The organism is Cedecea neteri NBRC 105707 = ATCC 33855 (genome assembly GCF_001571265.1).
GTDB classification, from domain to species: domain Bacteria; phylum Pseudomonadota; class Gammaproteobacteria; order Enterobacterales; family Enterobacteriaceae; genus Cedecea; species Cedecea neteri.
Genome location: NZ_BCTL01000044.1, coordinates 19,548 through 38,326 on the forward strand (window position 1 = coordinate 19,548; position 18,779 = coordinate 38,326).

The 18,779-nt window shown below is 56.6% G+C and carries 19 protein-coding genes; 13 read left to right on the forward strand and 6 right to left on the reverse strand.

The window, feature by feature from the left end; all coding sequences use genetic code 11:
• Window positions 1-246: a sulfurtransferase TusA gene (tusA, locus tag CNE01S_RS18325; protein WP_061277682.1), complete on the reverse strand. Its 246-nt coding sequence runs from the start codon at window positions 244-246 to the stop codon at window positions 1-3.
• A 174-nt stretch (window positions 247-420) separates the two neighbouring features.
• Here tusA and CNE01S_RS18330 point away from each other — a divergent pair, with 174 nt between their 5' ends.
• The 3 genes from CNE01S_RS18330 (at window position 421) to CNE01S_RS18340 (ending at window position 2,895) form a co-directional block, all read left to right on the forward strand.
• Complete coding sequence (locus tag CNE01S_RS18330) at window positions 421-1,086, forward strand: 7-cyano-7-deazaguanine/7-aminomethyl-7-deazaguanine transporter (protein ID WP_045784268.1); 666 nt, start codon at window positions 421-423, stop codon at window positions 1,084-1,086.
• Window positions 1,087-1,158: 72 nt separating this feature from the next.
• On the forward strand, window positions 1,159-1,716 hold the full coding sequence (locus CNE01S_RS18335) for a DcrB family lipoprotein (protein WP_061277683.1): 558 nt from the start codon (window positions 1,159-1,161) through the stop codon (window positions 1,714-1,716).
• Between the two features lie 129 nt (window positions 1,717-1,845).
• Window positions 1,846-2,895: an AI-2E family transporter gene (locus CNE01S_RS18340; protein ID WP_061277684.1), complete on the forward strand. Its 1,050-nt coding sequence runs from the start codon at window positions 1,846-1,848 to the stop codon at window positions 2,893-2,895.
• 6 nt (window positions 2,896-2,901) lie between these two features.
• Here CNE01S_RS18340 and CNE01S_RS18345 read toward each other — a convergent pair whose 3' ends face one another.
• Window positions 2,902-3,543 carry an FMN-binding negative transcriptional regulator gene (locus tag CNE01S_RS18345; protein ID WP_061277685.1) on the reverse strand — a complete coding sequence of 214 codons (642 nt, stop codon included), beginning with the start codon at window positions 3,541-3,543 and terminating at the stop codon, window positions 2,902-2,904.
• Window positions 3,544-3,639: 96 nt separating this feature from the next.
• Between CNE01S_RS18345 and pdxR the strand changes: the two genes are divergently transcribed.
• On the forward strand, window positions 3,640-5,127 hold the full coding sequence (gene pdxR / locus CNE01S_RS18350; protein WP_061277697.1) for a MocR-like pyridoxine biosynthesis transcription factor PdxR: 1,488 nt from the start codon (window positions 3,640-3,642) through the stop codon (window positions 5,125-5,127).
• Window positions 5,128-5,146: 19 nt separating this feature from the next.
• Window positions 5,147-5,752, forward strand: coding sequence for an ATP-dependent Clp protease proteolytic subunit (locus tag CNE01S_RS18355; protein WP_061277686.1), 606 nt, complete (start codon window positions 5,147-5,149; stop codon window positions 5,750-5,752).
• 18 nt (window positions 5,753-5,770) lie between these two features.
• Here CNE01S_RS18355 and CNE01S_RS18360 read toward each other — a convergent pair whose 3' ends face one another.
• On the reverse strand, window positions 5,771-6,700 hold the full coding sequence (locus tag CNE01S_RS18360; protein WP_061277687.1) for a DMT family transporter: 930 nt from the start codon (window positions 6,698-6,700) through the stop codon (window positions 5,771-5,773).
• A gap of 182 nt (window positions 6,701-6,882) precedes the next feature.
• Between CNE01S_RS18360 and CNE01S_RS18365 the strand changes: the two genes are divergently transcribed.
• From CNE01S_RS18365 to CNE01S_RS18390, 6 genes are all read left to right on the forward strand, one after another.
• Window positions 6,883-9,435, forward strand: a complete 2,553-nt coding sequence (locus CNE01S_RS18365; RefSeq protein WP_061277688.1) for a TonB-dependent receptor — start codon at window positions 6,883-6,885, stop codon at window positions 9,433-9,435.
• A gap of 162 nt (window positions 9,436-9,597) precedes the next feature.
• Complete coding sequence (locus CNE01S_RS18370) at window positions 9,598-10,092, forward strand: sigma-70 family RNA polymerase sigma factor (protein ID WP_061277689.1); 495 nt, start codon at window positions 9,598-9,600, stop codon at window positions 10,090-10,092.
• Window positions 10,092-11,081 carry a FecR domain-containing protein gene (locus tag CNE01S_RS18375; RefSeq protein WP_061277690.1) on the forward strand — a complete coding sequence of 330 codons (990 nt, stop codon included), beginning with the start codon at window positions 10,092-10,094 and terminating at the stop codon, window positions 11,079-11,081. Before CNE01S_RS18370 ends, CNE01S_RS18375 begins: the two co-directional genes overlap by 1 nt.
• Window positions 11,082-11,214: 133 nt before the next feature.
• The gene (locus CNE01S_RS18380; RefSeq protein WP_061277691.1) at window positions 11,215-12,012 is read left to right on the forward strand and encodes an energy transducer TonB; all 798 of its coding nucleotides are present in this window, start codon (window positions 11,215-11,217) and stop codon (window positions 12,010-12,012) included.
• A 168-nt stretch (window positions 12,013-12,180) separates the two neighbouring features.
• Window positions 12,181-12,699 (forward strand): phosphoribosyltransferase, encoded by a 519-nt coding sequence (locus tag CNE01S_RS18385; RefSeq protein ID WP_245874349.1) that lies wholly within the window; start codon window positions 12,181-12,183, stop codon window positions 12,697-12,699.
• A gap of 34 nt (window positions 12,700-12,733) precedes the next feature.
• Window positions 12,734-13,534 (forward strand): HAD-IIB family hydrolase, encoded by an 801-nt coding sequence (locus CNE01S_RS18390; protein ID WP_061277693.1) that lies wholly within the window; start codon window positions 12,734-12,736, stop codon window positions 13,532-13,534.
• Between the two features lie 36 nt (window positions 13,535-13,570).
• Here CNE01S_RS18390 and CNE01S_RS18395 read toward each other — a convergent pair whose 3' ends face one another.
• Window positions 13,571-14,335 carry a DeoR/GlpR family DNA-binding transcription regulator gene (locus tag CNE01S_RS18395; protein WP_061277694.1) on the reverse strand — a complete coding sequence of 255 codons (765 nt, stop codon included), beginning with the start codon at window positions 14,333-14,335 and terminating at the stop codon, window positions 13,571-13,573.
• A gap of 71 nt (window positions 14,336-14,406) precedes the next feature.
• Window positions 14,407-15,600, reverse strand: coding sequence for a BaiN/RdsA family NAD(P)/FAD-dependent oxidoreductase (locus CNE01S_RS18400; RefSeq protein ID WP_061277695.1), 1,194 nt, complete (start codon window positions 15,598-15,600; stop codon window positions 14,407-14,409).
• A 229-nt stretch (window positions 15,601-15,829) separates the two neighbouring features.
• Here CNE01S_RS18400 and pitA point away from each other — a divergent pair, with 229 nt between their 5' ends.
• Window positions 15,830-17,326 (forward strand): inorganic phosphate transporter PitA, encoded by a 1,497-nt coding sequence (pitA, locus tag CNE01S_RS18405; protein WP_061277696.1) that lies wholly within the window; start codon window positions 15,830-15,832, stop codon window positions 17,324-17,326.
• A 77-nt stretch (window positions 17,327-17,403) separates the two neighbouring features.
• Here pitA and uspB read toward each other — a convergent pair whose 3' ends face one another.
• Window positions 17,404-17,739, reverse strand: a complete 336-nt coding sequence (gene uspB / locus CNE01S_RS18410; protein ID WP_038477817.1) for a universal stress protein UspB — start codon at window positions 17,737-17,739, stop codon at window positions 17,404-17,406.
• A 366-nt stretch (window positions 17,740-18,105) separates the two neighbouring features.
• On the opposite strand from uspB, the gene uspA reads away from it, so the two are divergent.
• Window positions 18,106-18,543, forward strand: coding sequence for a universal stress protein UspA (uspA, locus tag CNE01S_RS18415; protein ID WP_008458645.1), 438 nt, complete (start codon window positions 18,106-18,108; stop codon window positions 18,541-18,543).
• Window positions 18,544-18,779 lie beyond the last annotated feature (236 nt).

Below are 18,779 nucleotides of genomic sequence, written 5' to 3' on the forward strand. Positions count from 1 at the left end.
TCAGTGGCTCTTACGCAGCAAATAACGGTAAGGCAGCGCGTCGGTTTCGCTGGCGACCAGCTCGTGTTCCATAAAGCGGCAGAAGCCCGGGATATCGCGCGTGGTGGCCGGGTCGTCGGCTATCACCAGCAGCGTTTCGCCTACGGGAATATTGCGTACGGTTTTGCGCACCATCATCACCGGCTCCGGGCAGCGCAGGCCAAGGGCATCCAGCGTATGGTCGGGGGTTGCGAACAAATCGGTCATAGCACTCTCAGGTCGTCAAAAACCGCGCTAGTTTACGCCGGGGAAAATCTGGCGCAAGCCGCGTGAACGATTGCGTTAAAATTAACCATTGCAATGAAAAGCTAAAGCAGTATCATCCCCGCGCTTTACATTTTTGACTGGGTTCCCTCACCCCACTACTAAAAAGGCTACAACATGATGCAGTTCAGCACTCGCCAGCGCACTAATGCGCTGTTTTGGCTATCGCTTTTTCATTTGCTGGTGATCACCTCCAGCAACTATCTGGTTCAGCTTCCGGTCTCCGTCTTCGGGTTTCATACGACCTGGGGCGCCTTCAGCTTCCCGTTTATCTTCCTGGCGACCGACCTTACGGTGCGTATTTTCGGCGCTCCGCTGGCGCGACGAATTATTTTCGCGGTAATGATCCCGGCGCTGGTGATTTCCTACGGCATCTCGGCCCTGTTTTACATGGGAAGCTGGCAGGGCTTTGAAGCGCTAACCCACTTCAACCTGTTCGTCGCCCGTATCGCGGTCGCCAGTTTCATGGCTTACGCACTCGGCCAGATTCTGGACGTGCACGTCTTTAACCGCCTGCGCCAGAATCACTGCTGGTGGCTAGCCCCTACGGTGTCAACGCTGTTTGGCAACGTGAGTGACACGCTGTCGTTCTTCTTTATCGCCTTCTGGCGCAGCCCGGACGCCTTTATGGCCCAGCACTGGGTAGAAATCGCCGTGGTCGATTACTGCTTTAAGGTTCTTATAAGCCTGATTTTCTTCCTGCCGATGTACGGCGTATTGCTGAATATGCTGTTGAAACGCCTCGCAGATAAATCTGAAATCTCCGCGCTGCAGCCTGGTTAAACGCGGGCCGAATATCTTGTGTTAAGATGCAGGCATCGGCCTTGTGGCTTGCTAACGGAAAGGAATAACGCGATGCGCAACCTGGTAAAATATGTCGGTATTGGCCTGCTGGTAATGGGTCTTGCCGCCTGTGATAATAACGACAGCAAAACCGCCACTACCGGTAGTCAGGCAGCCAGCAGCGCCAGCGGCCAGCCTATCGAACTGTTGGACGGCAAACTGAGCTTCGCCCTGCCGGCAGACATGACCGATCAGAGCGGCAAAGTGGGCACCCAGTCCAACAACATGCACGTTTATTCTGACGCGACCGGCCAGAAAGCAGTGATCGTGATTGTCGGTGACAACACTACCGACGACCTTGCCGCGCTGGCAAAACGTCTGGAAGAACAGCAGCGCGCGCGTGACCCGCAGCTTCAGGTCGTGACCAACAAATCCATTGAGATCAAAGGCCACGAACTGCAACAGCTGGACAGCGTTATCTCCGCCAAAGGCCAGACCGCCTACTCTTCTATCATCCTTGGGAAAGTGGACGACAAGCTGCTGACCATGCAGATAACGCTGCCTGCGGATAACCAGCAGCTGGCGCAGACTAACGCGGAAAACATCATCAACACCATCGCCATTAAGTAATCGTTGCGCGATGCATCAATGGCTCCGCCTCTCGCGGGGCCTTTTTTTCTTCATTTTCAGACAGACTGCCGCAGCCTCGCGCCCGGGAAGCACTACACTAAAAGCACCGTTTCCTGACAGGACGTCTGCATGACTCCCCCTCAACTCGATAAAACCGGCCTGCATATTCTGCTCAAGCTCGCGGCACTGGTGATTATTCTCGCCGGTATTCACGCCGCTGCCGACATCATCGTTCAGCTACTGCTGGCCGTATTTTTCGCCATTGTTCTCAATCCGCTGGTGACCTGGTTTATGCGCCGGGGCTTTAACCGCCCGCTGGCCATTACCATCGTGGTGCTGGTGATGCTGGTGGTGCTCACTTTACTGGTTGGCGTGCTGGCAACGTCGATGAACGATTTCATGGAACAGATGCCGCAGTTCAACAAACTGCTGACGCAGAAGGTGCGAGAAATCGAGCATGCGATGCCGTTCCTGCATTTGCCACTGTCGCCGGAGCGTATGCTGCAAAAGCTCGACTCCGACAAGCTGATGACCTTTGCCACCACCTTAATGACCGGCCTTTCCGGGGCGATGGCCAGCATTTTACTGCTGGCGATGACGGTGATTTTTATGCTGTTTGAAGTGCGCCACGTACCCTATAAGCTGCGTTTTGCGCTCACAAACCCTAAGCTGCATATCGCCGGGATGCATCGCGCCCTGAAAGGCGTCACCCACTACCTGGCGCTGAAAACCTTCATCAGTCTACTGACCGGCATCATTATCTGGCTGGGGTTAAAGCTGCTGGGCGTGCAGTTTGCGCTGATGTGGGGCGTGCTGGGCTTCTTGCTCAACTACATTCCCAACATCGGCTCGGTTATCTCTGCCGTCCCGCCTATGGTTCAGGCGTTCTTGCTTAACGGCACCTATGAAATGCTGATGGTCGGTGCGCTGTTCCTGGTGGTGCACATGGTGCTGGGGAATATTCTCGAACCCCGCATGATGGGGCGCGGACTGGGGATGTCGACCTTTGTGGTATTCCTCTCGCTGCTGTTCTGGGGCTGGCTGCTCGGCCCAGTGGGCATGCTGCTCTCGGTGCCGCTGACCAGCGTCTGTAAGATCCTGATGGAGTCGACCCAGGGCGGCGCGAAACTGGCTATTCTGCTGGGGCCAGGCAGGCCAAAAAGCCGTCTGCCGGGATAATCTCAGCTATTTTTTATCACGCCTGGCGATGCTACTCAGCATCGCCTCGCCAATTTCCCGCTCGCCTTTCCCCATCAGCCCCTGAGCGGCTCCGGCCTGATCCTCAAGCTTTTTGTTCTGCCCGAGTTTCGTCTTGCCGATAAGCGAGGCCAGAGGAATTTCTATTCCGACAATCGCTTTAAGCATTGAGTCGATAAACGCCGGCGGCGCATCGCTGACCTGCCACGGCATTTCCATCGATGCCTCCTGCTGGCGCGTCAGGCTGGTTATCTGCCGCAGCACGAAATCTGCATCATCCCGCACGATGATTTTCCCTCGCGCCTGCACGGTCTGGTAGTTCCAGGTTGGCACCTCTTTATGATGTTCCTGTTTGCCCGGATACCAGCCAGGGGAGATATAACCTTGTGCGCCACGGAACACCACCAGCACCTCCTGCTCTGGCTGAAGACTACGCCACAATGGGTTAGAGCGGGCGATATGAGCCCGGAGCGTGCCGAATTCACCTTGCTCAGAACAAAGTTCAAAGGGGATATCAAAAGCTTCCAGCACGCCTTCGATTTGAACAATCAGCAGGCCCAGGGGGTTGGCCTGAATAAGCCCCTGCAGCACATCAATATCGTGCTCCTGGAAATGACGAGGAATGTACATTGGCAGACCTTTATTGGCGGTAATTTTGCTCAGCTTATGGCCGAAGTGGTTTATTATAAAGAACCAGATAATCGCAATATGACCGAGCCACAATGCATGTCACGTAAAGCCCGAGCCGTAGATATTCCCGCCATCGGCGAGCTTGACCGCCGCAGCGGACAGCTAAGTTTGCAGCTGGCCAAAGCGCTGAAAAACGCCATTCACAAAGGCGAGCTGAAAAGCGGCGACCTGCTGCCCTCCACGCGCGTGCTGGCTGGCGCACTGAATGTGGCGCGCGGCACCGTGCTGGAAGCATTCGAACAGCTGGTAGCGGAAGGATTTCTGGAGTCCAAACACGGCTCCGGCACCAGAGTTGCCTACGCGCCGGAAAGCCCGCAGCCCATACCGGCGGCTCGTTCAGCAACCGCTATTCCGCTTTCTGCCCAGGCGCAGGCGTTTGCCAAAGTCGGCGAGCAGCTAAAAACGCTGGCCCCAAAGCCGTTTGCCGTTTCCGTTCCGATTGGGGACACGGCCCCGGACGACGTGTGGCGCAGGCTCGGCAACCGCATTCGGGCGCGGGGCGCCGGTGCCCCGTCGGGCTATGCCGACCCGCAGGGCGCACTGGTACTGCGGGAAGCTATCTGTGAATACGTCAGAAAATCGCGCTCGGTGCGCTGTACTCCGGAACAGGTCATTATCACCTCCGGCAACCAGCATGGCCTGTATCTGACGCTGCAAATCCTGCTGGAAGCGGGCGATGCCGTCTGGATGGAGGAGCCCGGCTATCCTGGGGCCACGTCGCTGTTTGAGACCATGTTCCGCGACCGCAAGATGGTGAGAGTCGCCGTTGACGACGAAGGGCTGGACGTTGAGCTAGGCAAAAAGCTGGCTCCTGACGCCCGTGCCGCATTCGTTACGCCCTCACATCAATATCCGCTAGGCATGCCGCTCAGCATGTCGCGCCGTGCCGCTTTGCTGGAGTGGGCACAGGCAAATCAGGCCTGGATCATTGAAGACGACTACGACAGCGAGATGCGCTACGCGGGTCACCCGTTCCCGGCGCTGCAGGGTCTGGGGCCGGAGAACGTTATCTACCTTGGCACCTTCAGTAAAATCCTCTTCCCGTCTTTGCGCCTCGGCTATGCCGTGGTGCCTAAGCAGCTGGTTTCGGCCTTTTGCGGGGCGCGCATCCTGATGGACAGACAGCCGCCGGGTGCCGACCAGCACGTGCTGGCGAGCTTTATTTCCGAGGGGCACCTCGACCGCCACCTGCGAAAAATGCGCGGCGTTTACGCCGAAAAACGTCGGGTACTGATGGCGGCTGTAGAACAATACATTTCCCCGGACGTGGCCTGGCTTCAGCCCTGTGACCAGGGCATGCACATGGTGCTTTGGCTGCGCCACGGCCTGGACGATCATCAGGTTGTGGAACACGCGATGCAGGCCGGAATTGCCGTTCGGGCGGTGTCGCACATGTTTACGCCGGAAAGGCAGAAGTCCGGCATTCTGCTTGGCCTCGGTGGCTACAGCGATGAAGAGATCGTTCGTGCCGTGCAGCGCCTGAATGAAGTGCTATGCTCTAGTGCATCCCTGATTACGCCATAAAACTGGCAGGAGCCTGATTATGCTTACGTTTTTAGAAAAAGATGAACCTGAAGAAAGCGCTACCCCCGCCAATGCGTCAGGGCTAATGCAGCAAAAAATGCTGGATTCACGCTCGATCATTATCTCCGGCGAGATAACTCAGGCGATAACCAAAGAGGTGGTTTCCCAGCTGTTGCTGCTGCAAAGCATTAACGACAAGCCAATCAAACTGTACCTCAATAGCCAGGGCGGCCACGTTGAGGCGGCGGACACCATTCATGACGTGATCAAATTCATCAAGCCGGAAGTCCATATCATCGGCACCGGCTGGGTCGCCAGCGCCGGGATCACCATCTTCCTCGCGGCGGACAAAAAGCACCGCTATTCGCTGCCAAACACCCGCTTTATGATTCACCAGCCGCTGGGCGGCGTGCGCGGCCAGGCCACGGACATTGAGATTGAAGCCAGGGAGATTATTCGCATGCACGAGCGCGTGAACAAGATGATCGCCGAGGCTACCGGCCAGCCGCTGGAGAAGGTGAAGCAGGACACCGACCGCAATTACTGGATGTCGCCGAAAGAAGCTATCGATTACGGCATCGTCGGGAAAATCATTACCAGCTTCTCAGAACTGAATCTCGACTAGCAATCGGATAAACCGCCTTCACCGGCGGTTTACTTTTAGCGAGCTTGAGCCGGAAAAACGCTTCGCGCCAAAAACACAAACCAGCACGCCCAGCATCACCGCAATCATCGAGGCATGGACCTCCTCGTGCAGCACAAGCCCGGCGAGAAGCAGGCCAAAAAACGGCTGCAGAAGCTGCAGTTGCCCCACGGCGGCAATCCCACCCAGCGCCAGACCGCGATACCAGAAGATAAAACCTATCCACATGCTGAACAGTGAAACATAGCCCAGCGACAGCCAGGCCTGAGCGCTGATGGCGGCTCCCGTAGCCGGAACGGTAAAAGCAGCGGCCACGGCGCTAAGCGGCAGAGAAATCACTAACGCCCACGAAATTACCTGCCAGTCTCCCAGCCGCCGGGTCAGCACCGCCCCTTCGGCGTAGCCCAGCCCGCACAGCGCAATTGCCCCCAGCATTAACGCATCTCCCTGCCAGCCGCTGGCTGAACCGTGGCTTAGCGCAAATCCCGCCACCAGCGCCGCCCCAGCAAGGGAGAATAGCCAAAAAACGGCTTTTGGCCTTTCTCCTCCACGCAGAACACCAAAACAGGCGGTCGCCAGCGGCAGCAGCCCGATATAAACCAGCGAATGCGCAGAAGTGGTGTGCTGCAAAGCCAAAGCCGTCAACAGCGGGAAGCCCAGCACTACGCCGAGCGCAACCAGGCCTAGCCCAAACCAGTCGCGGCGCTGCGGGAACGGCTGTCGAACAATCAGCAGCGTTCCGCCCGCCAACAGCGCTGCCAGGGTCGCTCGGATCGCCGTCAGGAAAAGAGGATCAAGCTCCAGCACCGCAACCCGGGTGGCAGGCAGTGAACCGCTGAAAATTAACATCCCGAAAAAACCGCTGATCCAGCCTCGGGTTTGCAGGTGAGTGGTCGGCTGGCTAAGCGGCAGCGCGCTTCTATTTTGCATGGTGGCTCCAGATACTCAGATTAGCTTCCTATTCTGCGCAAACCCACCGCGGCAGACAGGTCCACAATGGACAAGAATCACCAGGCCACCCACGCTTAATTAAAGAATTTTCTGCCTGATTTTCCGTCTCGCGTGACCTCTCTGAAGCAGTACTTCTTGTGACTCACCTTCAGGGATACATCATGACGATAAAAAATAACGGAAAGGCTACGGTCATTTCCGACGCGAGCCAACCTGCACAGCTCTCTCGCGCCCCGCTTGCGTCTGGCATTGCTTTATCCGGCCTGCTGGCGCTGGCAACCGGTTTACCCACGTTTTCCTGGGCGGCAGAAGCCTCCTCAGCCGCCAGCCAGGCGTTTTCCGTGCCTGCCGGGCCTTTGAGCGGCGCCCTGCAAACGCTGGCGAATGACGCCAACGTGATGCTGGTCTTCACCCCGGATCAAACGTCAAACAAAACGACCTCCGGCCTCAAGGGGACTTATTCCGTACAAAGCGCGTTTGATCGCCTGCTGGCGGGCAGCGGGCTGAAAGCCGTTCGCGACGGCAACAGCTATCGGCTTGTTTCCCTGCCGGCAGCCTCCGGTGAAACCGCACCGATTGTTGTGCCGGAGCTTTCCGTGCTCAGCGGCCTGGATGACAGCGTTGTTGCCGGACGCTCAACGCTTAAAAAAGAAAATATCGAACGCATTCAGGCAGATAACGTCGCCGCCCTGCTGGATAAACTGCCGGGTGTCTCTTCCGCTGGCTCACCGCGCCCGGGCGGGCAAAGCCTGAACATTTGGGGCATGGGCGGTATGGAAGACATCAAAGTGACCCTGGACGGCGCGCCCAAAGGGTTCGAGAAGTACCGCCAGGGCTCGGTGTTTATCGAGCCTGAGCTTATCAAACAGATCGACGTCGATAAGGGCCCGTTTAACCTGGCCAACGGCAACGGCGGCTTCGGCGGCAGTATTAAAATCGTCACTAAAGACGCGGCCGATCTCTTGCAGCCCGATGAAAACTTTGGCGGCATGCTGAAGTACGGCTTCCACACTAACGACAACCAAAATATTTACAGCGGCGCGCTGTATGGCAGAACCCCAGAGGGCTTTGCCGACGGCATGCTCTACGCCAGCAAACGCGACGGCGGCAATATTACCCGTCCGGACGGCACCCATTTCGACTATTCCGCCAACCGGCAGGGTACCTGGCTTGCTAAAACCAATCTCTACCTGACCGACGCCCAGACGCTGACGCTTTCGGCCATGCATTCGGAATCCACAGGCTGGCAGCCTTTTGCCGCCAAGCGGGACGACATCGCGGCCCCAAGCCAGGCGGATGTCGACAAATACGGGTTAGACGAAGCCTGGCGCAGGAGGCTGGTGTATCGCAACCAGACTGACGAAAACTACTCCGTGAAGTGGAATCTGGCGCCCGCAGACCAGCCGTGGCTGGATCTGACGCTGAGCTACGCTTACTCCAAAACCAAACAGCATGATACCCGGCCCGACTCCGCCGGCGCCTCCAGCTTCCTGGGTTCACTCGGCAATGAGAGCTGGGTCGACTACAAAGACAACCTGGTGGAGGTCAGCAACAAGAGCCGCTTCAGCACCGGGCCGGTGGATCATCTGCTGGAAATCGGCGCAAGCTGGCATAAAAATCAACGTAATACGCTGATGTACTATCCGGGCTACAAGAAGAACGCCGCCTACAACTATGGCTACTTCCAGCCTTATTACATGCCCGCCGGGGAGCTACAAACGCGCGGCCTGTATCTGCAGGACAGCATGACGCTCGGCAGCGTCACCGTGACGCCTGGCGTGCGCTACGACAGCGTGACCAACACCGGCGAGCCAAACATTGCCTCAATGTACAACAGCAGCAACCCTAAAGTCGGCCACGACTACAGCAGCAAAAGCTATCACGGCTTTACGCCTGCGCTTGGGCTGGTCTGGAAGGCCACGCCGAATGTGTCGCTGTTTGCCGATGTTACCCGCACATGGCGAGCGCCAACCATTGATGAGCAGTACACCGTGCAGTACGCGCTGTCTAACGTGTCCGGCTCAAGCCGCGACCTGAAGGTGGAAACCATCAACAGCGTTCGCGGCGGGGTGATCCTGAACTTCAATAATCTGCTCGCGGACGACGACAGCGTACAAATCCGCACCACGCTATTCCGCAACCGTGGCAAAGACGAAATCTTCTACCGCCGGGGCGTGCTGTGCGAGGCGCAGTCGGTGAAAAGTGGCGCTAACTGCGGCGCTCCGCTGTCGAACTACCGTAACCTGCCGGGCTACACCATCCAGGGACTGGAAATCGAGTCGTTTTACGACAGTCGCCGTATCTTCGGCAGCTTCTCGTTCTCCACCATTCGTGGGCAGCGTGATGCTTCCCCACGCGACCCGTGGGGCAACCAAACCTGGCTCGCAGAAATTCCGCCAGTGACCGCCCACACGACGCTGGGCGTTAAAGCTCCGGAGTGGAACATGACGTTTGGCTGGACGATGGATATGGTGCGGAGACAGGATCGCTCGCCGCAGGATGGCGACCCGTTAGCGGGCATCTGGGCGCTGCCAAAAACCAGCGGCTACGCGCTGCAGGGCCTGTTTGCTTCCTGGCAACCGGAGCAGGTGAAAGGCATGGAGGCCCGCATTGCCGTCGATAACCTGTTTAACACCGACTACTACCCGTACCTAGGTGAATCCGTGTCCGGTATCGGCCGCAACGTTAAGCTGAGCATTTCGCAGAAATTCTAATACCTTACCCGCAGCGTCAGTTCTGGCGCTGCGTTCTCGTTGTCCGCAAAAATACATTAATACTTCGCAATCTCTTGACATAAAAATATAGAAATGAAAATAATAATGATTATCATTTCAATATTTATCACGCCCTGATACCGATCAATGGTGAGTCACATCATGTCCCGTTCCCAACAGGTTGCGCAGCAGCTTTACTGCGATCATCAGCGCTGGCTTTACCACTGGCTTCGCAATAAAGTCGGCTGCCCGGAACAGGCGCAGGATCTGACTCAGGACACCTTCATCAACATTTTGGTCAGCCCCGACCTGGCCTCCATTCGCCAGCCGCGCCCATTTCTTGCCACCGTGGCCAGAAGGCTGATCGCCAACCATTATCGCCGTAAAAAAATCGAAGAAGCCTGGCTGGATGCGCTGGCCGCTCAGCCGGAGATGGAACATCCTTCCCCTGAAACCAGGCTGCTGATTCTGGAAGTGCTGGAACAGATTGATACGGCGCTGGACGGCCTGCCGCCGCAGGTGCGGGAAGCCTTTTTGCTGGCCCATTTGCAAGGCATGCGCTATTGCGATATCGCCGAGCGCCTGCGCGTCTCCAGCAGCTCCGTTAAGCAGTATCTCCAGCGCGCCAACCTGCACTGTTTCTTCGCCCTAAGCTAATGACCTCACCTCCTTTCATCGACCAAAACGGGCAAGCGATCGACCGGGAAAGCGCCTACGCCGCCGCCTCATGGCTAACGCTGATGATGTCGGACGACGTTAGCGAGCAGGATAAAGTCGAGTGGCAAAAATGGCTGGCAACCAGCCCGGAAAATCAACGCGCCTGGCAGCACGTCGAGGCGGTATGCGCCAGCTTCCGGCAGGTTGACGGCAGACTGGCACGGCAAAGCCTCTCTTCGTTAAAAAACAGCGGCAGGCGTCGCGCGCTAAAAGGATTAGGCGCTTTGCTGCTGGTCGGAGGCTCGCTGGAATGGGGCCGGCAGCAGCATGGCTGGGAAACGTTCACGGCCGATTACCGCACCGCAACGGGCGAACAGCGGCAGGTTGAACTCAGCGAAGGCAGCCAGTTGATGCTGGACACCCAAACCGCGCTAAACGTAAATTTTACCGGGCAGCAGCGTCAGATTGAGCTGCTCAGCGGCGACCTGCTGATTACCACCGGGCAACGTGAAAAGCTGTCGGCGTGGCCCCGGCCTTTTAGCGTGACTACGCCACAGGGCAAAGTGCTCGCACTGGGCACCCACTTCCGGGTTAAGCTGGAGCCCGGGCTCACCCGCGTGGCGGTTTACCACGGAGCCGTAAGACTTTATCCCCGCAGCTCGGGTCTTGCCGGGCTTCAGCTTACGGCGGGCCAGGGCGCATGGCTGAGCGGGGCTGAATCCGGTGGCCTGCACGGTGGCGAAAAAGAGCCTGGCTGGGTGCACGGTAAACTGCTGGCCGACAATATGCCGCTGGGCGATTTTCTGCGAGAAGTGAACCGCTACCGCCCCGGCGTTCTGCGCTGCGACGAAGATATTGCCGCCCTGCGGCTGTCCGGCGTTTTCCCTCTGGCGGATACCGATGGGATTCTGGCTGCATTACCCCGTGTTCTGCCCGTCAAAATAAATACGCTATCGCGTTACTGGGTCAGCCTTTCACGTAGTGAATAATGCTTAGTGACGGAGAAATCCATCTCGATTATGTCGTTATCTATGGAAAACTGCCCGTTAAGAGGCTTCGCGTGTCTTCTTTCTTATCCCCACTGAAACAACAGCCATTAGCCCGGCTGCGGAGTATTTTGTCATGCCTTCAACCCTGCCGATAAGACAGCCCTTTCCTGCCTGGTCCGATGGTCTGCCTCCCTCACGCCGCAGCATCGGGCTGGTGCTGGCGCTTTTGCTGCACACAGGCGTTTTCCTCTGGCTAACCAACCGACCCACGCAGGAGCAACCGGCCACCGCGCCACCGCCTATTGCGCTTATGATCCTCCCCACAGACGATCCGGCCTCTGTCGCCACGCCAGAAAAGCAGCCCGATAAGATCAAGCAGATCCAGTCGGCGGCACCTCAGGAAAAGGCCGAGTCGAAAGAAGAGGTGAAAAGCGTGGAGGCACCGAACCCGGAGATCGTTGTGGCCAAAAAAGTGCGCCATAAAGTCATCACCAAACCTCAGCCGGTTAAGCCACACGATGCGGAAGTGCCCCCGGCCCCTGCGCCACCTGCACCTGAAACCCATGCCCCAGCCAGCCACCCGCAGCAAAGCGCCGGCAGAGCAGGAAGCAGTGCGGTGAGTGCCCCCAGCCCTGGCGAAGTGAACTGGGTCGGGCTGCTGCGCCAGCGGCTCGACCGCTTCAAGCGCTACCCGGCTCAGGCTTTGCGCCAGCAAGCCCGGGGCGTGGTTTACCTGAGCCTGACGCTGAACAGAGAGGGCCAGGTCCTGAGCGTGGCGCTGGAAAAAAGCAGCGGCACGCCAGCGTTGGATCGAGAAGCACTTGCCCTGCCGGCTCGCGCGGCACCGCTGCCTGCCCCCACGGACGATATTGCCCCGGGCCAGCCGCAAATAACCCTCACGCTGCCGATCCGTTTCGATCTCCGCCAGTAAATCCCTTTGCTCAATGCTCGGTAATGCAGCATTGAGCATAAACTTCCCACACGATCGTTTTTAATCACAAAAAACGCCCTCTCATTACGCTAACATTGCACAATCGAGCATTAGATCTTATTTTAATCGAGCAACAACGAGCAATGACACTTTAGCGAGGATGCAGCAGTGAGAAACAATCATGTAGGACACATCGTGATGAATGAGTCGACGATTGCCGATGGCGTCACCAAAGTCGCCAGGCAGTTAAATAGTCGCTATCACGAAGCGGTGGTGATCACGGTCGTGCCCGGCGGGATCCTGTTTACCGCCGACCTGGTCAGGCAGTTAACTTTCGATATTTCAATGGACTATATTTCCTGCCCGCACACGCCGGGCGACAGAAATAACGGCTCTACCATCGTTTACCACGACAATATTGGCATCAAGGGGAAAGACGTGATTTTGGTGGATGATGCCATCGAGTCCGGCGGCACCATGAAGCGCCTTGTCGAGCATTTAACCGAGAACTACGCCCCGAAATCCCTCTCTATTGCCACTTTGTTTGTGAAACCGGGCCGGGTAGAGATCCCCGTGGAGCAATTTCATGCCTACATCATGGACAACGATGACCTGCTCATCGGCTACGGCATGCCGTGGGAAAATAAGTACCGCAATCTGCCCTTCGTCTCAAAACTAAAAATATAAACACCTACAGAACGCTTACCGATGGGGTAACAACATGATAAAGCTGATCATTACCGACCTGGACGGTACTTTCCTCAATAGCCACGGCGACTATGACCGTGAATTATTTGCCCAAACGCACCGCTTAATGAGGCAAAAAGGCGTCCACTTCGCCGCCTGCACCGGCAAGCAGTGCCAGCGTGTAGAAGAGCTGTTCGCCGATTACCGTCAGGATTTATGGATAATCGGCGACAGCGCCACGCGCATCAAAAGGAACGGGGAGTATATCTACGAGTCGCTTATCAATAATGCGCTGGGATTACGCATTATCGACACGCTGGAGGCCGCCAGCGACAGCCACGTGATTATTGCCTGCGGCAGCGAAAGCGCGTTTATTCGCAAAGACGTGCCGCAGCGCCTTAAAGACAAAATGCGCCAGTCCTACGCCAGCCTGGCGCAGGTGGACTCTTTTGCCGAACTCGAGTGTGATTTCGTGAAGATTAGCGTCTATGACGAAGCCGGAAACTGCCCGCAGACTCGCCCGGTACTCGCGCCTTTTGAGCAGGATGTTTACATCGTGGTGTCCGAAGCGGCGTGGATCGATATTGCCGATTATGGCGTTCACAAAGGGACGACGGTGCAAAAGCTCCAGCAGTTACTGAACGTCAGCCCGGCGGAAACCCTGGCGTTTGGCGATGGGTATAACGACCTGGAGCTGCTGGCTCAGGCGGAATACAGCTTTGCGATGCGCAATGCATTTGAGGAGACGAAGGCCGCGGCGCGATTTATCACCGGCAGCAATGACGAGAGCGCGGTCCAGCACACGATAAAAAGCCTGCTGGCGCTGCAAAGCTGAATGTGGAGATGGGCGGCATGCACGCCGCCCGGTTTGCTAGCCGGCGACTTCAATATGCAGGTTAACGCCGCTGAAATCGGTAATTTTGGTTTCTGTGCTGACCACCGCTACGTCGATATCTTCGCAAGGTGCCACCTTATAGCGAGCGACCTGAGACATCTTATTGGCCGTGACGGCGGCGATCACCTCGTTGCTCTGGCTCAGCACTTCTCGCTTGAAGCAGGCATCTTCGTAATAAACCGCGCTCAGACCAGCCTGCGGATCCAGCCCGCACACGCCGATAAAGGTCTGATCGAAAACCATGCCGCGTAGCTGATTTACCGTGTCAGAACCCAGCGTGCTGCCGGTCAGCGGGTTCACTTTGCCGCCCAACAGAATAAGCTCACCACGCGTGCGCCCGCTCAGCGCCGCAGCAATCTGCGGAGAGTTGGTGACGATGGTGAGATCCAGCTCTTCAGGAATAAACTCTACCATCGCCAGATAGGTTGAACCGGCGTCGAGAAACACGCAGGTATTGGCTTTGATCATCGCGGCACACTTTCTTGCCACCTGCGATTTCTCAACCACATCCTGCGACACGCGGGTTTCGAAGCTGGCAGACTGCTGGAACTGGCTGATGGCGCCGCCATAAACCTTTTTACACAGGCCACGCCGCGCCAGCTCCTGCAGATCCCGGCGGATAGTATGCTCAGACACGCCCAGCTTCCGCGCCACGTCAGCCCCAATCACCCTGCCCGTTTCGGTCAGGATCTGGTGGATCATCGCCTGGCGCTGTTCAGGCAATGCGTCATAATCTGTCACGTTTAGCCCTCAAATAGCTGCAACTGTGCATAACATATCATAATCTAGCATCGCAGCCGTAAGGCGGAGCGTTAGACTTCAACCAAAGCCTGCGCACACGCCCAGGCCGAACTCCAGGCCCACTGGAAGTTATAGCCGCCGAGCCAGCCGCTGACGTCCATCACTTCGCCGATAAAATAGAGGCCCGGCGCTTTTTTGGCTTCCATAGTACGCGATGAAAGTTCGTTGGTGTCCACGCCGCCCAGGGTCACTTCTGCCGTGCGGTAGCCTTCGGTGCCGTTCGGCTGAACTCGCCAGCGCTGCAGAGTTTCAACCAGCTCGCTTTGCTGGCGAACGTTGAGCTGCTTGAGCGTAACGTCCGGGATCTGCTGCAGCTGCTGCAGGCATTCCACCAGGCGCTTGGGCAGCACCATCGCCAGCGTGTTTTTCAGGCTCTGATTCGGGTGCGCGTTACGCTGCTCGTGGATAAAACCGTCCAGATCGGTGTCCGGCAGCAGGTTAACGCTGACGAATTCGCCCGGCTGCCAGTAGCTGGAAAGCTGCAACACGGCTGGGCCAGAAAGGCCCCGGTGGGTAAACAGCAGGCTTTCCCGGAAGCTGACGCCGTTTTCCGCAGTAATGACGGAAGGCACCGAGACGCCGGACAGCACCTGCAGCTGTTCAAGCAAAGGTTTATGCAGGGTAAACGGCACCAGGCCCGCGCGGGTCGGCAGCACCTTCAGGCCAAACTGCTCCGCCACTTTATAACCGAACGGCGTCGCGCCCAGTCCCGGCATCGACAGGCCGCCGCTGGCGATAACAAGCTTAGCGGCCTGCACGCTGCCGCCGTTGAGCTGTAACGTATAGCCCTGCTCGTCACGCTCAATGCTCAGCACTTCGCTGCGCAGTCGCGTCGTCACCTTTCCCTTTTCGCATTCTGCCACCAGCATATCTACAACCTGCTGCGCCGAGTCGTCGCAAAAGAGCTGGCCGAGGGTTTTCTCGTGCCAGGCAATGCCGTGCTTGCCCACCATGTCGATAAAGTCCCACTGGGTATAGCGTGCCAGAGCAGATTTGCAGAAATGCGGGTTTTGGCTCAGATAGGCCGCAGGCTCGACATAAAGGTTGGTAAAGTTGCAGCGCCCGCCGCCGGACATCAGGATTTTACGGCCCGGTTTTTTTCCATTATCAATCAGCAATACGCGGCTGCCCGCCTGCCCGGCCATCGCCGCACAAAACATTCCTGCTGCACCCGCACCTATAATAATGGCATCAAACTTTTCCACGACCGACTCCCGACTATGCTTAAGGCAACGGATTGTAAAGACCTGCGGCTGGTCGCACCAGCTTTAAGGTGAAGAACAAATGCAGGTGGTTGATAAACAAAATGTAAATCATTCCACCAGCAGGCCAGATGGCGACTAAAATCAAAAAAAGTCCAGATTTCACTTTGCCGCGGTGGAGGTTGTCTTACATAATGCGCCGCGTTCATGTCCTCAAAATGGCGTAACGTCTATGCTACATTTGTTTGCCGGCCTGGATCTTCATACCGGGCTTTTACTTTTGCTTGCTCTGGCATTTGTGCTGTTCTACGAAGCTATTAATGGTTTCCACGATACGGCCAACGCAGTAGCAACGGTAATTTATACCCGCGCTATGCGATCGCAACTTGCGGTGGCAATGGCTGCGTTGTTTAACTTCTTCGGCGTTCTGCTCGGTGGGCTGAGCGTAGCCTATGCCATTGTGCATATGCTGCCTACAGATCTGCTGTTAAACGTAGGGTCTTCTCATGGTCTCGCCATGGTGTTCTCTATGTTACTGGCCGCTATTATCTGGAACCTCGGCACCTGGTATTTCGGTCTGCCGGCCTCCAGCTCCCATACGCTTATCGGTGCCATCATCGGTATCGGTTTGACCAACGCGCTGCTGACCGGCACCTCGGTTGTCGACGCGCTGAATATCCCGAAAGTTGTTGGGATCTTCGCTTCATTAATTCTGTCCCCGATTGTCGGGCTGGTGATTGCCGGTGGGTTGATTTTCCTGCTGCGCCGTTACTGGAGCAACACCAAGAAAAAGCAGCGTATTCACCTGACGCCTGCGGAACGTGAAAAGCAAGACGGCAAGAAAAAGCCGCCTTTCTGGACGCGTATCGCGCTGATCCTGTCCGCTATCGGCGTGAGTTTCTCTCACGGCGCTAACGACGGTCAGAAAGGTATCGGTCTGATTATGCTGGTGCTGATTGGCGTCGCACCGGCGGGCTTCGTGGTGAACATGAACGCCTCCGGCTACGAAATCACCCGGACCCGCGATGCGGTGAACAATGTCGAAACTTACTTCCAGCAGCATCCAGATCTGCTGCAGAAAGCGACAGGTTCGGAACAGCTGATCCCTTCTCCGGAAGCGGGCGCAACTGAACCGGCACAGTTCCACTGCCATCCGGCTAATGCGATCACCGCGCTGGACCGCGCGAAGCTGATGCTGACCGACATCGAAAGCTACGACAAGCTCAGCATTGAGCAGCGTAGCCAGCTGCGTCGCATCATGCTGTGCATCTCCGACACAACCGATAAAGTCGCGAAGCTGCCGGAAGTGAACGCGGACGATCAGCGCCTGCTGAAGAAACTGAAAGGCGACATGCTCAGCACCATCGAGTACGCGCCGGTCTGGATTATTCTGGCCGTAGCGCTGGCGCTGGGTATCGGGACGATGATCGGCTGGCGTCGCGTGGCGACCACCATCGGTGAGAAGATCGGTAAGAAAGGCATGACCTATGCGCAAGGAATGTCCGCGCAGATGACGGCTGCCGTTTCTATCGGTCTGGCAAGCTACACCGGGATGCCGGTTTCCACCACTCACGTGCTCTCTTCCTCCGTGGCGGGGACGATGATCGTGGACGGCGGCGGTCTGCAGCGTAAGACGGTAACCAATATCCTGATGGCGTGGATATTCACCTTACCGGCTTCGATTCTGCTCTCCGGCGGGCTGTACTGGATTGCGCTGCGCTTCGTGTAAGCGGCAGCCAAAAGAAAAAGCGGGTCAGGAAACTGGCCCGCTTTTTTTATGCTTGTCCATAACTCTGCCCTGATACCCTAGTGCCAGATAATCAATCCAATCAGGCTAATCACCACTAATCCGCACAGCGAACTCGTCAGAATAAACTGGCGGCGCAGGCGCTCACAGCGGCGAATAAACTCCTCATCGTGATGATCCCAATAACGCTGGGCGTAGATGTAACGCACCAGCCTGACCTGCTTGCTGGGTTGGCCATGTGAGGTGAAAAAACCGCCGCCATCAACGTATTGATACAGCAGAGGATCGCACCCGCGCAGCACCACCAGTAACGCGCGCAGTGAAGAGTAATAGCGCGCCATATTCACCACACAAACTACACAAAGCGCCCAGAACAGCGCGACGGTGCTGATCATGTACCCCTCCCGGCGAAGCCCTCGAAGCGTTTGCTCCGGGACAACCGCTCTCCCCGAAAACCCTGTCAGACAGTCCTGCAGCGAATAACCGATACAGGTCACAGCATTCTTCCCGTCCGGCTCATTTAATAGTGTAGGAGATCCCTTAATTTTTTTACCACCGCGTTAATCTTTATCAAAGTGGCCTGATTCATTTTTCTCTTGAATGAGTTTGAGGGATAGCGCATTGTCGGGCTGAATAGCTCGTTATAAGATAGAAATACCATCTACAATTTAAGTCTTTAGATCGGGTGACCGTAGCTCATGCCGCTGCGGTTTAAAAGATGACGGCGAGAGTCATCGATAACTTATGGAAGGAGTAACATTATGGCTTACAAACACATTCTGATCGCAGTTGACCTCTCCCCTGAGAGTAAAGTCCTGGTAGAAAAAGCCGTCTCCATGGCTCGTCCTTATAACGCGAAAGTTTCCCTGATTCATGTCGATGTGAATTACTCCGATCTGTATACCGGGCTGATTGACGTCAATCTGGGCGATATGCAGAAACGCATTTCCGAAGAGACTCACCACGCGCTCACCGAGCTGTCTACCGGTGCAGGTTACCCGATTACCGAGACCCTGAGCGGCAGCGGCGACCTGGGCCAGGTGCTGGTCGATGCCATTAAAAAATACGATATGGATTTGGTGGTTTGTGGTCACCACCAGGATTTCTGGAGCAAGCTGATGTCCTCTGCGCGCCAGCTGATCAATACCGTGCATGTGGATATGCTGATTGTTCCGCTGCGTGATGAAGAAGACGAGTAACACTTTCCCCTCACCCTAACCCTCTCCCCACAGGGGAGAGGGGACTGGAGCTAGATCGATTCCCACCTCTCCTTTCTGTGACTCTTATACAAATTTCTCTTTCAAAACCTTTCCGGAGAGACCTTTAGTCCAGTCGTTATTCCGTTCACTCATACATTTGTTTCCCCTGCACGTTCAGATAACGGTGAACGTGCCAGATGGCATTACGCCATGCCCCCTGACAACCCCCGGCGCCC